17 protein-coding genes are annotated in these 14,466 nt (G+C 69.8%); 11 read left to right on the top strand and 6 right to left on the bottom strand.

Annotated elements, in window-relative coordinates:
• Positions 1-76 precede the first annotated feature (76 nt).
• The 10 genes from KZ829_RS05650 (at position 77) to KZ829_RS05605 (ending at position 9,294) form a co-directional block, all read left to right on the top strand.
• Entirely contained in the window at positions 77-784 is a 708-nt protein-coding gene (locus tag KZ829_RS05650; protein WP_220142753.1) for an ABC transporter ATP-binding protein, read from the top strand.
• A gap of 190 nt (positions 785-974) precedes the next feature.
• A complete protein-coding gene (locus KZ829_RS05645) occupies positions 975-1,694 on the top strand; it encodes an ABC transporter ATP-binding protein (RefSeq protein ID WP_220142752.1) in 720 nt (239 codons plus the stop codon).
• Positions 1,695-1,696: 2 nt separating this feature from the next.
• The gene (locus KZ829_RS05640; protein WP_220142751.1) at positions 1,697-2,575 is read left to right on the top strand and encodes a branched-chain amino acid ABC transporter permease; all 879 of its coding nucleotides are present in this window, start codon (positions 1,697-1,699) and stop codon (positions 2,573-2,575) included.
• Between the two features lie 85 nt (positions 2,576-2,660).
• Positions 2,661-3,695 (top strand): branched-chain amino acid ABC transporter permease, encoded by a 1,035-nt coding sequence (locus tag KZ829_RS05635; RefSeq protein ID WP_220142750.1) that lies wholly within the window; start codon positions 2,661-2,663, stop codon positions 3,693-3,695.
• The gene (locus KZ829_RS05630; RefSeq protein WP_220142749.1) at positions 3,692-4,957 is read left to right on the top strand and encodes an ABC transporter substrate-binding protein; all 1,266 of its coding nucleotides are present in this window, start codon (positions 3,692-3,694) and stop codon (positions 4,955-4,957) included. The genes KZ829_RS05635 and KZ829_RS05630 overlap by 4 nt, the downstream gene beginning before the upstream one ends.
• Before the next feature lie 45 nt (positions 4,958-5,002).
• Entirely contained in the window at positions 5,003-5,749 is a 747-nt protein-coding gene (locus tag KZ829_RS05625) for an SDR family oxidoreductase (RefSeq protein WP_220142748.1), read from the top strand.
• Positions 5,746-6,525, top strand: coding sequence for an SDR family oxidoreductase (locus KZ829_RS05620; protein WP_220142747.1), 780 nt, complete (start codon positions 5,746-5,748; stop codon positions 6,523-6,525). Before KZ829_RS05625 ends, KZ829_RS05620 begins: the two co-directional genes overlap by 4 nt.
• Positions 6,522-7,499, top strand: coding sequence for a phosphotransferase family protein (locus KZ829_RS05615; RefSeq protein ID WP_220142746.1), 978 nt, complete (start codon positions 6,522-6,524; stop codon positions 7,497-7,499). Before KZ829_RS05620 ends, KZ829_RS05615 begins: the two co-directional genes overlap by 4 nt.
• Positions 7,499-8,698 (top strand): acyl-CoA dehydrogenase family protein, encoded by a 1,200-nt coding sequence (locus KZ829_RS05610; protein WP_220142745.1) that lies wholly within the window; start codon positions 7,499-7,501, stop codon positions 8,696-8,698. Before KZ829_RS05615 ends, KZ829_RS05610 begins: the two co-directional genes overlap by 1 nt.
• Positions 8,695-9,294 carry a TetR/AcrR family transcriptional regulator gene (locus KZ829_RS05605; protein ID WP_220142744.1) on the top strand — a complete coding sequence of 200 codons (600 nt, stop codon included), beginning with the start codon at positions 8,695-8,697 and terminating at the stop codon, positions 9,292-9,294. The genes KZ829_RS05610 and KZ829_RS05605 overlap by 4 nt, the downstream gene beginning before the upstream one ends.
• Here the strand turns inward: KZ829_RS05605 and KZ829_RS05600 are convergent.
• On the bottom strand, positions 9,291-9,833 hold the full coding sequence (locus tag KZ829_RS05600; protein WP_220142743.1) for a DUF6886 family protein: 543 nt from the start codon (positions 9,831-9,833) through the stop codon (positions 9,291-9,293). The genes KZ829_RS05605 and KZ829_RS05600 overlap by 4 nt on opposite strands.
• A 206-nt stretch (positions 9,834-10,039) precedes the next feature.
• Here KZ829_RS05600 and KZ829_RS05595 point away from each other — a divergent pair, with 206 nt between their 5' ends.
• Positions 10,040-10,393 carry a helix-turn-helix domain-containing protein gene (locus KZ829_RS05595; RefSeq protein WP_220142742.1) on the top strand — a complete coding sequence of 118 codons (354 nt, stop codon included), beginning with the start codon at positions 10,040-10,042 and terminating at the stop codon, positions 10,391-10,393.
• 60 nt (positions 10,394-10,453) lie between these two features.
• Here the strand turns inward: KZ829_RS05595 and KZ829_RS05590 are convergent, their stop codons facing one another.
• The 5 genes from KZ829_RS05590 to KZ829_RS05570 form a co-directional block, all read right to left on the bottom strand.
• The gene (locus tag KZ829_RS05590) at positions 10,454-10,864 is read right to left on the bottom strand and encodes a PIN domain nuclease (RefSeq protein WP_308285351.1); all 411 of its coding nucleotides are present in this window, start codon (positions 10,862-10,864) and stop codon (positions 10,454-10,456) included.
• Positions 10,861-11,082 (bottom strand): type II toxin-antitoxin system VapB family antitoxin, encoded by a 222-nt coding sequence (gene vapB / locus KZ829_RS05585; RefSeq protein WP_220142740.1) that lies wholly within the window; start codon positions 11,080-11,082, stop codon positions 10,861-10,863. The genes KZ829_RS05590 and vapB overlap by 4 nt, the downstream gene beginning before the upstream one ends.
• A 106-nt stretch (positions 11,083-11,188) precedes the next feature.
• The gene (locus tag KZ829_RS05580; RefSeq protein WP_220142739.1) at positions 11,189-12,277 is read right to left on the bottom strand and encodes an alcohol dehydrogenase catalytic domain-containing protein; all 1,089 of its coding nucleotides are present in this window, start codon (positions 12,275-12,277) and stop codon (positions 11,189-11,191) included.
• A 73-nt stretch (positions 12,278-12,350) separates the two neighbouring features.
• The gene (locus KZ829_RS05575; protein WP_220142738.1) at positions 12,351-13,760 is read right to left on the bottom strand and encodes an aldehyde dehydrogenase family protein; all 1,410 of its coding nucleotides are present in this window, start codon (positions 13,758-13,760) and stop codon (positions 12,351-12,353) included.
• Entirely contained in the window at positions 13,757-14,386 is a 630-nt protein-coding gene (locus tag KZ829_RS05570) for a TetR/AcrR family transcriptional regulator (RefSeq protein ID WP_220142737.1), read from the bottom strand. The genes KZ829_RS05575 and KZ829_RS05570 overlap by 4 nt, the downstream gene beginning before the upstream one ends.
• Positions 14,387-14,466: the final 80 nt, after the last annotated feature.

Raw genomic sequence — 14,466 nt, 5'->3', positions numbered from 1 at the left:
AGAAAGTTACACTCCAAGTGTAAATAGTTGATGCTCCATCTCCATCTAGGATCCCCACCGGTCCGGCGAGGCGGCCATGTCAACAGATCCCCCGCTCAAGGAGCTCGCGCTCCACAACATCACGGTCCGCTTCGGCGGCTTGACCGCACTCGATGACGTCTCCCTGCGCGTGGCGCCGGGGCGGATCGTGGGCGTCATCGGGCCGAACGGCGCGGGCAAGACCACCCTTTTCAATGTCATCTGCGGCTTCGTGAACCCGACCTCCGGGTCGCTCACGCTGGACGGGCAGCCCTGGCGGCCCCGGCCGCACCATTTGAACCGCCTCGGCATCGCACGGACCCTCCAGGGCGTCGGCCAGTTCACCGGCATGACCGTCCTGGAGAACGTGATGGTCGGTGCACGCAACCGGCATGCCGAGCGGGAGGCACTCACCGCCCTGGAGCGGTGTGGCGTCGCCCGGTACGCGGGCGCCCATCCCGGCGCGCTGCCGTACGCGATCCGTAAACGCATCGAGCTGGCACGGGCGCTGGTCGCCAAGCCACGCATCCTGATGCTCGACGAGCCGGCCGGCGGGCTGGACTCGGACGAGATCCGCTGGCTAGGCACCCTGATCAAAGAGGTCGGCACCACCGTCCTGCTGGTCGAACACCACATGGACCTGGTGATGTCGGTCTGCGACGAGATCCTGGTGCTCGATTTCGGCAGGTCGATCGCGCTCGGCACCCCGGGCGAGATCAGCGATAACCCACGGGTGACCGAGGCCTATCTCGGCGCTCCGGCCTGATCCGGGCCACCGTTTCCCTTCCGGCCTGACAGCGCGGCACGCCTTTCACAACACGGGGCCGGACCGGCCTCTCATTTCGCATATCCGGAAAGCCGGGCATGACCCGGCTCTCCTCGGCATACCCACCGAGCGGCCCCGAAGGAGGAGCGCCGATGATCACCCGTACCCGGAGCGCACCGGAGGCATCGCCATGACCGGGGCGTTACTGCAGGTCGACGGCCTGACCGCGGGGTACGGTGCGGCACCGGTCCTGCACGACGTCGGCCTCACCGTCCAACCGGGAGAGATCGTCGCCGTGCTCGGGGCGAACGGCGCGGGCAAGACCACTCTCCTGCGTACCCTCTCGGGTCTGGTCCGCAGCTCGCGTGGCCGGGTCCTCTTCGACGGCGCGGACCTCGCCGGCACCAAGGTGGAGCATCTGGTGCGGAGGGGCATCGCGCACGTCCCGGAGGGGCGCGGCGTGGTCACCGAACTGACCGTGGACGAGAATCTGCGGCTCGGCGGGCTCTGGCGGCGCGACCGGGCGGATGCCCGGAAAGCGCTCGACGAGGTCTACGAGTTGTTCCCGCCGCTGGCACAACGTCGCACCTTCGCCGGCCATCAACTGTCCGGCGGTGAGCGGCAGATGCTGGCCCTGGGCCGGGCGCTCGTCGGGCGGCCCAGGCTGCTGCTGCTCGACGAGCCGTCGCTGGGCCTCGCGCCGAAGGTGACCGGCCAGATCATGGCGCTGCTCCGTGACCTGCGGGAACGCACCGGCCTGGCGGTCCTGCTGGTCGAACAGAACGTACGCAGCGCGCTCTCCATCGCCGACGAGGGCGTGGTGCTCGCGCTGGGCCGGGTGGTGGCCCGTAACAAGGCGTCGGTGTTGCGCGACGACGCCGATCTCCGACACGCCTACCTGGGGTTCTAGCGATGGACCGATTCATCTATCTGACCTTCGACGGGCTCAGCCGCGGCCTGGTCTACGCCGCGTTCGCGCTGGCCCTGGTCCTGATCTGGCGCGCCGCGCGGATCGTCAACTTCGCGCAGGGCTCGATGGCGGTGGCCGCCGTCTACGTCGCCTATTCGGTGACGAACGCGACCGGGTCCTACTGGCTCGGGTTCGTGGTGGCCCTGCTGGCCGGGCTCCTGCTCGGGGTCCTGGTCGAGCGGGTGGTGATGCGCTTCGTCGACCACTCGTCACCGCTCAACGGGGTGGTGGTGGCGCTCGGCCTGGTCCTGGTTCTGCAGGGCACGCTCGGCATCATCTACGGCAACGAGTACCAGCCGGTGGAGACGCCGTTCAGCCGGGACGCGTTCGAGGTGGGCGGGATCGCGATGCTGTCGCGGTACGACCTGTTCGTCTTCGCCGCGGTGGGCACGGTGGTCGTCGTTCTCACGCTGCTCTTCACCCGTACGGCGATCGGTCTGCGGATGCGGGCCGCGGCCTTCGCACCGGACGTGTCCCGCCTGCTCGGCGTCTCGGTGGGCGGCATGTTGACGCTCGGCTGGGCGCTGGCGGCGGCGGTCGGGTCGCTCGCCGGGATGCTGGTCGTCCCCACCGAACTGGGCGTCCACCCGACCGCCATGGACGTCGTCTTCGTCTCGGCGTTCACGGCCGCGGTGGTCGGCGGTCTGGACAGCCCGATCGGTGCGGTCGTCGGCGGCCTGATCGTGGGTCTGCTGCTGTCGTACGTCAGCGGATACATCGACGTCACGGTCGCCCCGATGGCGATCCTCGCCCTGCTCGTGCTGGTGCTGCTCGGCAGGCCGGGCGGGCTGTTCTCCAGTTCGAAAGCGAGGGTGGCATGACCGACTGCACCGAGCGGCACCTGGCCGCGGCAGACCGCGCAGCTCGTAGGCGAGGGCCGGGAGGGCATGCCCAGGGAGGCCCAGCATGACCGACGTCCAACAGAAGGCGAACGCGGCCCCCGTACCGGATGTGGGGTCTGCCGTGCCGAAGCGCCGACGGCGCCTGCACCCGGCTCTGGTGATCGTGGCCGGCGCGGTCCTGGTGGTGGCGCTGACGTATGTGCTGCCGCCGTTCCGGAACTATCAGCTCGCCACGACGGGCGCCTACTTCTGCGTCACCGCGGGCCTGACCGTCCTCACCGGACTGAACGGGCAGTTGTCCCTGGGGCACGGCGCACTGATGGCGACCGGCGCCTACACGCTGGCGCTGACGCAGAACAAGTGGGTGAACCTGCCGCTCAGTTTCGCCGTGGCGGTCCTGGTGACGACCGCCGCCGGCGCGGTGATCGGCCTGGCCGCGGCCCGGCTGCGCGGCCCCTATCTGGCCGGCCTCACCCTGGCCGTGGCAATCGTGGTCCCGTCGGTGACCAGCACCTTCGACGAGACTTTCAACAGCGACCAGGGCCTGTCGGTGATCCTGAACCCACCGCCGGAGACGATCCCGATGGAGCGCTGGCAGGCCTGGCTGTGCTGGGGCGCGGCGCTGGCCGTGGTGCTGCTGCTGGCGCTGCTGATCCGCGGCCGGTTCGGGCGTGACCTGCGGGCCGTCCGCGACGACGAGACCGCCGCCAAGCTGGCCGGGATCAACATCGCGCGGACCCAGGTGCTGGCGTTCGTGGTGAGCGCCGTCTGCGCCGGTGTCTCAGGCGCGCTGTTCGCCGTGCTCGCGCAGAGCGTCTCACCCGGCGCGTTCCCGCTGACGCTCTCCCTGTTCCTTGTCATGGCCATCGTGATCGGCGGGCTGGGAAGCCTGTTCGGCGCCCTGTGGGGCGCGGTTCTGCTGGTGGTGCTTCCCACGCTGGCCCAGTCCGTCGGTGAGCAGACCGGATCGCAGCAGCTCGAGGGCAACCTCGCGCTCGTCGTCTTCGGTGTGGTGCTCGTCGTCGTCATGCTCGCCGCCCCCGGCGGCCTCGCATCCATCCCATCCCGAATTTCACGTCTTATCAGGAGGAATCGATGAAACGTACGGCGACGGCGGCCCTGGCCGTCGTGCTGCTCGCCACCGCGGGCTGCACGAGCGAGGGCGGCGGCAGCGGTTCCAGCGGCACGAGCGTGCCGGGTGTGACCGACAGCGAGATCGTGGTCGGCACCCACATGCCGCTGACCGGCCCGGCCGCGGCCGGCTATTCGAAGATCGCGCCGGCCACCAAGGCGTACTTCGACTACGTGAACGCCAACGGCGGCGTGCACGGCCGGAAGATCAGCTACAAGATCAAGGACGACGGCTACAACCCGGCCAACACCCAGACCGTGGTGCGCGAGCTGGTGCTGCAGGACAAGGTCTTCGCGATCCTCAACGGCCTGGGCACCCCGACACACACCGGCATACTCGACTTCCTCAAGACCAACCGGGTGCCGGACCTCTTCGTGGCCAGCGGCAGTCGCAGCTGGAACCAGCCGGACAAGTACCCGGGCACGTTCGGCTTCAACCCGGACTACACAGTCGAGGGCAAGATCCTCGGCACGTACGTCAAGGAGAACCTGGCCGGCAAGAAGACCTGCTTCCTGGGCCAGGACGACGACTTCGGCCGGGACAGCCTGGCCGGCATCGAGAAGATCCTCGGCCCGGTGGCGGCCAAGGAGAGCTACGTGACCAGCAACCCGAACGTGGGCCCGCAGATGGGCGCACTGAAGGCGGCCGGCTGCGAGGTGGTGGTACTGGCTACTGTGCCCGGTTTCACTGCCCTCTCGATCGGCACGGCTGCGAAGATTGCGTTCAAACCGCAGTTCGTGGTCAGCAACGTCGGCGCCGACCCGACCACCGTCGGGAAGACGCTGGGTGCCGCCGCGCCCCTGATGGAGGGCCTGGTGGCCACCAACTACCTGCCGCTGAACAACGACGATGCCAACCCGTGGATCCAGCTGTTCAAGAAGGTGAACGCGGCGCACAACGGCAACGCCGAATTCGACAACAACGTCGTCTACGGCATGTCGGTCGGCTACCTGTTCGTGCAGGCGCTCCAGGCCGCCGGCAAGGACCTGACCCGCGACAAGATCATCGAGGCCGTGCAGAAGAACGGCTTCCAGGGCCCGGGAACGGTGCCGCTGCGCTTCTCCGCGCAGGACCACTCGGGGTACGGCGGAGAGCAGCTCACCAGGATCCAGGGCGGCAAGGCGGTGTACTTCGGCACGCCGTACACGACCGACGACAAGGACGGTCCGGTCACGCCGTACACGGGCCAGCCCGTGGCTCCGCCGCAGAACGGCGTACCGGCCGCGTAATATCTGCACTCAGACTGCAAAAACACGACTCAGGAGGTTTGAGCGATGGCGGACCAGATAGCGATCGTGACCGGGGCAAGCCGCGGAATCGGGTTCGCCATCGCCCAGCGATTCATCGCACAGGGAGCGAAAGTCGCGATCACCGGCCGTGACGCCGACGCCCTCGAGGCCGCGGTGAAGGAGCTCGGCGGCCCCGAGGTGGCCCTCGGCGTGGCCGGGAAGGGCGACGACCCGGCGCACCGGGCGGCCGTGGTCGACACGGTGCGGGAGCGGTTCGGGCCGGTCACCACACTGATCAACAACATCGGGATCAACCCGGCGTACGGGCCGCTGGCCAGCCTCGATCTGAACGCGGCCCGCAAGATGGCCGAGGTGAACCTGATCGGCACGCTCGGCTGGATCCAGGAGGCGCTGCGCGGCGGGCTGGCCGACACCGGTGGCTCGGTGGTCAACATCTCCTCGGTCTCCGGCGTGCGCCCCGCGCCCGGGATCGCCTTCTACGGCACCACCAAGGCTGCCCTGATCCACCTCACCGAAGAGCTCGCGGTCGAGCTGGCCCCCAAGATCCGGGTCAACGCGGTCGCGCCCGCGGTCGTGAAGACCCGGTTCGCCTCCGCCCTCTACGAGGGGCGGGAGGCGGAGGTGGCGGCCACGTATCCGCTCAAGCGGCTCGGCAACACCGATGACGTGGCCGGCACCGTGGCGTTCCTCTGCTCGCCGGACGCCGCCTGGATCACCGGGCAGACGATCGTGATCGACGGCGGCCTCACCCTCACCGGAGCCGTCCAGTGAAACGGGTCGTGGTCACCGGCGCCGGCGGCGGGATCGGGGCGGCGCTGGCCCGCCGGTTCGCCGCCGACGGCGCCCGGGTCGTGGTCAACGACCTGAACGGCGACGCCGCCCGCTCGGTGGCCGGGGAGATCGGCGGCATCGCGGTGCCCGGTGACGCCGCGAGCGAGGCCGACGTCCAGCACCTGATCGACACCGCCTGGACCGAGCTGGGCGGCATCGACCTGTTCTGCTCCAACGCCGGGGTGCTGTCGTCCGGTGACGAGACGACGCCGGACGCGCAGTGGCAGCGCGACTTCGGGGTCAACGTGATGTCGCACGTCTACGTGAGCCGGGCACTGCTGCCGCGCTGGCTGGACAGCGGCGAGCCGAAGCGACTGTTGATCACGGTGAGCGCGGCCGGGCTGCTGACCCTGCTGGGGAGCGCCACCTATTCGGTCACGAAGCACGCGGCGCTGGCCTACGCCGAGTGGCTGCGAGCGACGTACGCCCATCGGGGTCTGATCGTGCAGGCGCTCTGCCCGCAGGGCGTGCGCACCGACATGCTGACCCGCGGCAACGACAGCGGCAGCGGGTCCGCGTCGCTGCTCGCCGAGGGGGCGCTGGCCCCGGAGACGGTCGCCGACCTGGTCGCCGATTCGCTGGACGGCGAGGGTTTCCTGATCCTCCCGCACGAGGAAGTCGCGGGCTACTACCGCTTGCGTGCGAGCGATCCGGACCGTTGGCTGGGTGGCATGAACAAACTTCAGCGCGGTTTCGAGCGGCAGGCGTCCTCGTGAAGGGCCTCGACCTGGAGAAACTCCAGGCCTATCTGGACAGCCCGCCGCTCTCCGGGACGATGTTCGCGGGTGGTAGGTCGAACCTGACGTACGCGGTCACCGACGGCGTCAACCGGTGGGTGCTGCGCCGCCCGCCGCTGGGGCACGTGCTGCCGACCGCCCATGACATGGCCCGCGAGCACAAGGTTCTCGACGCCCTCTCCAAGGCCGGTTTCCCGGTGCCGAAGCCGGTGCTGCTCTGCACTGACACCGAGGTGATCGGGGCGCCGTTCTACCTCATGGAGCACGTCGACGGCACCATCTACCGGGACGCCGCGGGCCTCTCCCCCACCGAGTTCCGGGAGTTGACGTTCACGCTCGTGGACACCCTCGCCGACCTGCACGCACTGGACCCGCAGGCGATCGGGCTCGGTGACTTCGGCAAGCCGGAGGGCTTCAACGCCCGGCAGGTGCGCCGCTGGAAGCAGCAACTCGACGCGTCCCGCAGCCGGGAGCTCTCCGGCATCGACGAGCTGCACGCCCGTCTCGCCACCGACATCCCGGACGGCGCCGGCGCCGTGGTGCACGGCGACTTCCGGCTCGACAACGTGCTGGTCAGCGACAAGCTGACGGTGAACGCGGTGCTGGACTGGGAGATGTCCACACTGGGCGACCCGCTCAGCGACCTGGCGCTGATGCTGATCTACGCCGGGCGCCCCATGCTGGAGCGCGACGGTGTGCCGGTAGCCCCGATCGACATCCCGGGCCATCCCACCCTCGACGAGATCTCCGCCCGGTACGCCGAACGGAGCAAGCGGGACGTCAGCGACCTGCACTGGTACGTGGGCTTCGCCGCCTTCAAACTCGCCGTCATCCTCGAGGGCGTGCACTACCGCTACACCAAGGGTCAGACGGTCGGCCCCGGCTTCGACACCGTCGGGGCGATGGTTCCCGCCCTGGTCGAGCAGGGCCACCGAGCGCTGGAAGGAAACTGATGGACTTCGAGTACGACGCGAAGACCGAGGACTACCGCAAGAGACTGCTCGCCTTCATGGACGAGTACGTCTACCCCGCCGAGGCCTCGTTCCACACCGACGGCTGGGAGCCGCCCGCGATCCTGGCGAGCCTGAAGGAGGCCGCCAAGGAGGCCGGGCTGTGGAATCTCTTCCTTCCGGGTGAGCACGGCGCCGGCCTGACGAATCTCCAGTACGCGCCGCTCGCCGAGATCACCGGCCGAAGCCCGGCGGTGGCGCCGGCGGCGCTCAACTGTGCCGCCCCGGACACCGGCAACATGGAGGTACTCGCCGAGTTCGGCACTCCGGAGCAGCAGGAACGCTGGCTCAAGCCGCTGCTGGCCGGGGAGATCCGGTCCGCCTTCGCGATGACCGAGCCGCAGGTCGCCTCGTCCGACGCCACCAACATCGGCACCCGGATCGAGCGGGACGGCGACGACTACGTCATCAACGGGCGCAAGTTCTACATCACCGGCGCGATGAACCCGAACTGCAGGATCTTCATCGTGATGGGCAAGACCGATCCGGACGCCGCCCGGCACGTGCAGCAGAGCCAGATCCTGGTGCCCCGGGACACGCCGGGCCTGACCGTCAAGCGCGGCATGACGGTCATGGGCTACACCGACGGCGACCACGGCGGTCACGCCGAGCTGATCTTCGAGAACGTGCGGGTGCCGGCTGCCAACCTGATCGGCGTCGAGGGCGGCGGCTTCGCCATCTCCCAGGCCCGGCTCGGCCCCGGCCGGATCCACCACTGCATGCGGCTGATCGGCATGGCCGAGCGGGCGCTGGAGCTGATGTGCACCCGGGCGCTGGCCCGCACCACCTTCGGCAAGACCCTCGCCGAGCAGGGCGTCATCCAGGACTGGATCGCCGAGTCGCGGGTCCGCATCGAACAGGCCCGCCTGCTGGTGCTCAAGGCCGCCTGGCTGATGGACACGGTCGGCAACAGGGGCGCGCACACCGAGATCCAGGCCATCAAGATCGTGGTGCCGTCCGCCGTGGAGTGGATCCTCGACAAGGCGATCCAGACGCACGGCGCGGCCGGGCTCAGCCAGGACACCCCGCTCGCCGGGCTGTGGGCGAGCGCCCGCATGCTGCGCCTGGCCGACGGCCCGGACGAGGTGCACAAGCGTTCCCTGGCCCACCGGGAGCTGAAGCGTTACCGGAGCGGTTCGTGACCACACCGCCCACCCGCGTCGACGGTCGCACCGCACGGTCCGAGCGGACCCGCAACGCGATCGTCGATGCGCACCTCCGGCTGATCGGCGAAGGGGACATGCGCCCCACCGCCGACCGGGTGGCCAAGCTGGCCGGGGTGTCGCTGCGCGCCCTGTGGAGCCACTTCGCCGACATGGAGGCGCTGATGGCCGCGAGTGGTCAGCGTGTCCTGGAGCAGCGCGACGCGTCGTACCGGCCGATCCCGGCGGATCTTCCGCTGGCCGAGCGGATCGAGGCGTTCAGCCACCAGCGGGCCCGCCTGCTGGAGGAGATCGGGCCCGCTGCGCGGGCTTCCGCGCTCAAGGAGCCGTTCTCGGCCGGATTGCAGCGCTATCGCAAGTTGCACACCGCACGGGTACGGGACGAGTTGACCACCACTTTCGCCCCGGAGATCGGCAGCGACGAGGACCTGCTCAACGCTCTGACCGCGGTCAGCCTCTGGCCGACGTGGGCCTCGTGGCGCGACGGCATGGAGCTGTCTGTCGAGTCGGCCCGGTCAGCCCTGGCCCGCACGGTGGGTGCGCTGATCAACCCGGGCGCGGCAGCCCGCGTTTAAAAGAGCCGGGGCTGAGCGTTACGCAAACGGATGCCGCTGAAACCCACGGTGCCGGCGGTGACCTGGTCCCAGAACGGCCACAGGTTGTCGAGGATCCGCAGCTGGATCCCGGCCGCGGCGTGGCAGGCGATCAGGTCGCCGACCGGTTCCGGCGGGCCCAGTGGCTCGACCGGATCGGTCGCCACCCACGCGTGCGGACAGGGCTCCCCGAACGGGCGGAACCGGTCGGCGGGCAGGCGGTAGGCGTACAGGGTGGTGGTGCGCACGGCGTCCAGCCAGGCGTACTCGATGGCGTGCACGCGTGTCCCGCAGCCCGCGCCGATGATCCGGTCCCGGTCCGCGCCGGTCGTGACGCCGGGCCGCACCCAGGCCATCGCGCGCGGGCACTGCCGTGGGAACCAGTAGGCGGGCGCCTGCTCGTGATCGACGGCCCAGACGTACGCCTCGGGCTGTCGCGCCGTCGCCGCCACGTGCGGCACGAAGGCCCGGATTCCGGGGTCCTCCGAGAAGTGCAAGACCTGTCCCGCATCTGTGCGCATCCGACCTTTGTATCGCACAACCAGTCCGGCTCGCGTGTATAGAATTATCTAACCTCCATCGACGTGGAGGAGTGGGAGATCCGAGTTACGCATGAATTCCTGGCCTGGGCCGAAACCCTGGACGCAGGTTCATACGACCAGATAACAGCGGCCATCGACCGGCTCGCCGAGGACGGGCAAGAACGCCAAGACGAGGAGCGAAACCGATGACCGAATTCCCGCTGTGGAAGGACGTCCGCGCCGAGTTCGTCGAGAAGGCGGGTGGCGAGGAGCGAATCACCGAGGCTCGCCGCCGCCAGCAGGCCTACATCGACGGCTACCGTCTCGCCGAACGTCGTAAGGCGTTCGGGTTCACCCAGGCGGAGGTGGCCGAACGGATGGGTGTCACCAAGGGCCGGGTCTCGCAGATCGAGAACGGCGACGTGTCCACCGTCGATGCCATCGCACGCTATGTTCAGGCGCTCGGGGGTCATCTCCAGATCGCCGCCGTCTTCGGCGACGATCTCTACATTCTGCGCAGCACCGAGACCGACGAAAACGCCCGGTCCGACGCGGCTTGAGATCGCCCGGAGCCGGCCGCGACGTGGTCGGCTCCGGACGATCGGCAGCGGTCCGCGCGATCAGCCGACCAGGGATTCCACCGGTTGACCGGTGATCGTGGCGATGAGCTCGAAATCCTTGTCCACCGCGAGCACGGTCAGGCCGGCCTTCTCAGCGGTCGCCGCGATGAGCAGGTCCGGAATCGACGGGGCCCGGTGCTGGCCTCGGTCAGCGAGGATCATCTGCACTTCCAGGGCCCTGTCCTCGATGGCGGGCGTCAGGTATTCGACCGGCATGTATGACAGCGGTGGGCGTGCGAACTGTCGCCGGCCGGCCTCACCCGAGCGCGCCGAGTAGCCGAGCTCGAGCCGGGTGATCGTGGAGAGCCGCACCAGTCCACGGCCGATCCGGGCGCTCCACTCGTCCCGGTTCGCTACCAGGCCGGTTTGCAGGCGGACATAGGCGGACTTGTCGATCAACCAGCTCGTCACCGCCACGCCGACTCCATCACGTCGGGATCGTCCAGGTCCGCGAAGACCTCGGCGGATCGGTCCCAGTCCGCAGCGGTCACCGTGCGTTCGGCCGGGGGGATGCCTTCCTCGAACCTACGGCGAAGGTATTCGTTTCGCGACAGCCCGAGCCGTGCCGCAGCGGCGTCGATCCGGTCGACGGCTTCCTGGCTCAGGTCCCGGATGAGAATGTTCGGCATGGCGACCTCCGGCATGCAGGCAGTGATATCACGATATCAATCACCCCTGGCCGATGTTCCCCCGAAAGGGTGAGCCACCGAGCGGCGGGGCCCACCCTTTCGGCGGTCAGAGGAGGGCTACGGAGCGGGCGCCCTCGCCGCGGGACATGCGGTCGAAAGCGGCCGGGACCTCCGCCAGGGTGATCCGGTCGGTGATCAGGTGGTCCAGGTCGAGTTTGCCGTCGAGGACGTCGCGGGCCAGGGCCGGCACCTCGATGTCGGTGTCGGCCTGGCCGTACACCGATGCCTTGAGCGTCCGCGCCGACGAGAAGATGTCGAGCGCGCCCAGCTGGACCATGTCGTCGGCCGCGCCCATGCCGACCACGGTGACCTGGCCGCCGCGCCGGGTGGCGCGCCACGCGGCGCGGATGGTCGACGCGCGGCCGACGCATTCGATGGCGTGATCGGCGCCGAGCTTGCCGGTCAGGTTGCGGATCTCCTTGGACAGGCTGTCCGAGGAGACCACGAAGTCGGTGGCGCCGGCCGCCTCGGCCAGGCCCTTCTTCGCCTCGGTGACGTCGACGGCGATGACCTTGCCGGCACCGGCCGCGCGGGCCGCGGCGACCGCGGACAGGCCGACCCCGCCGAGGCCGATGACCAGCACCGATTCGCCCGGCTGGACCTGGGCGGTGTTGCGGACCGCGCCGCTGCCGGTGAGCACCGAGCACCCGAGCAGGGCCGCCACTTCGAAATTCAGTTCCTTCGGTACGGGAATGACCGCGTTCTCCGGGGCCACCACCTGTTCCGCGAAGGCGCCCAGCCCAAGGGTGACGTGGACCGGCGCCCCGTCCAGGGTGAGCCCGTTCTCCAGGGCCGCGACGCCGGACGAGGTGCTGCACAGCCACGGCTGGCCGTGCTCACAGAACCAGCAGGTCCGGCAGGCCGGCTGCCAGTTGAGGACCACGTGGTCGCCCACCCGGGTGCGGGTGACGTGTTCGCCGACCTCGACCACCTCGCCGGCCGCCTCGTGACCGAGCACGAGCGGGTGCGGCGGGCGCAGCGTACCGTTGATCATGGAAAGGTCGGAGTGGCAGACACCGGCCGCACGGACCTTGACCCGCACCTGGCCCGGCCCGATCTCGGGCAGCCGCAGCTCGACAAGCTCAGCCGGAACGCCCGCACTACGAACGACCAGGCCCCGAATGTAGTGGCTCATCGCGCCCCCTCCGCTTCGCTCCGGCGTCGCGATGAGTTGCCAACTGTGCCGAATGATTCGCTCGCAAGCTCGCTCATTGTTGGATCGCCTTCACCTGCTGGAATTCGGCCAGGCCGTACGCGCCCAGCTCACGACCGATACCGGACTGCTTGTAGCCGCCGAACGGGGCGAACGGGTTGAACGCCCCGCCGTTGACGTCGACCGCGCCGGTACGCAGCCGTCGCGCCACGGCCAGGGCCCGCTCGTCGCTGCCCCAGACGGCGCCGGCCAGGCCGTACCTCGAATTGTTGGCGATCGCGACGGCCTCGTCGTCGGAATCGAAGCCGATGATCGACAGGACCGGGCCGAAGATCTCCTCCTGGGCCAGTTCGCTGTCCGGGTCGACGTCGGCGAAGACGGTCGGCGCGACGAAGTGGCCGGTGGCGGGCACCGGCGCGTCCAGCCCACCGGCGACGAGGCGGGCGGAGGCCCGTTCGATGAACCCGCGGACCCGGTCCCGCTGGACGGCCGAGGCGAGCGGGCCGAGCCGGGTGGCCGGGTCGAACGGGTCGCCGAGGGTGTAGCCGGCGGCCGTCTTGGCGGCGAGTTCGACGGCCTCGTCGTAGTGGACCCGGTGGACCAGCATGCGGGTCCACGCCGTACAGGTCTGGCCGGAGTTGAGGAAGGCGTTGCCGACGCCGACCTTGACCGCCTTGACCAGGTCGGCGCCCTCCAGGATGACGTTGGCGGACTTGCCGCCCAGCTCCAGCGACACCCGGGCGACGCGGTCGGCGGCGGCGTGGCTGATCGCCCGGCCGGTCGCCGTGGAGCCGGTGAACGACACCATGTCGATGTCCGGGTGCCCGGCGATGGCCGCGCCGACCACCGGGCCGGTGCCGCTGACCAGGTTGAGGATGCCGGGCGGCAGGTCCGCCTCGGCGGCCGCGTCGGCGAGCAGGAACGCCACGAGGGGGGTCATCTCGCTGGGCTTGAGCACCACCGTGTTCCCGGCCGCCAGGGCCGCGCCGACCTTGGCGATGACCTGGTGCAGCGGGTAGTTCCACGGGGTGATGGCGCCGATCACGCCGACCGGCTCGTGCACCACCAGGGAGTTGCCGATCGTCTCCTCCGCCCACGGCTGGGCGGCGAGTTCGGCGTACCCCGCGAGGACGGTGAGCGGCAGGCCCGCCTGGACCGCCTTGGCGATCTTGAGCGGTGTGCCCAGTTCGAGGCCGACGATCCGGGCGATCTCGTCGGCGCGGGCCGCGAGCGCCCGGTGCAGGCGCCCGAGGGCCGCGCCGCGCTCGGCGGCCGGCAGGTTCGCCCAGCCGGGCAGGGCGGCCCGGGCCGCCGAGACGGCGAGGTTGACGTCCTCGGCCGTGCCGGCCGGCACGTGCCCGAACACCTCCTCGGTGTACGGGTTCTCCACTCCGATCCGTTCGCTGGATTCCGGGGGCACCCACGCGCCCCCGATCCAGAGCTCGTCACGGTGGACCGGCGTCATCGGCGTACCCCCAGGTCGTAGCGGTCGGACAGGCTGGTGATCAGGAGATCCAGCCCGAGTTGGAAGGCGCCCTCGTCGACCGCGTCCCGGTGGGCCGCGAGTTCGTGGGCGCGGTGCAGGTGTGGATAGTGGTCGTACAGCTCCGGGTCGGCGTCGAAGCCGAGGGCGAAGGAGCCCAGTGCGGAGCCGGTGATCAGGTAGCGCATCAGGGCTCCGATGTGGGTGGCCCTGGCCCGTGACCAGCCTGCGTCGATCAGCGCGCCGTAGACCGCCTCGGCCATGGCCAGCCCGGCCGGGCGGCGGCCGGGACCGGTGGCCAGCACCGGCACGATGTTCGGGTGCGCGGCGAGGACCGCGTGGTACGACTTCGCCCACAGCCGCAGCGCCTCACGCCAGTCGTTGCCGTGGAACACCGAGATGTCGACCTGCGCGACCACCGCCTCGGCGACCGCGTCGACGATCTCCGCCTTGGTGGCGAAGTGGTTGTAGAGCGACGGGCCCTGCACTCCCAGTTCGGTGGCGAGGCGCCGCATCGAGCACGCCTCCAGCCCTTCGGCGTCGATCAGGGCGGCCGCCGCCTCGACGATGCGCTCCTTGGTGAGCAGCGCCTGCCGGGGCCGGGCCATGAGTACTCCCTGCGAGAAAACCGAAATCAGCACTGGACGTGTAAAAACTTACGCCGCTAGTTTAAGCACAGCTGCGACGT

The organism is Actinoplanes hulinensis (assembly GCF_019429605.1).
GTDB classification, from domain to species: Bacteria; Actinomycetota; Actinomycetes; order Mycobacteriales; family Micromonosporaceae; genus Actinoplanes; species Actinoplanes campanulatus.
This window is presented reverse-complemented; position numbering and strand designations above follow the sequence as displayed.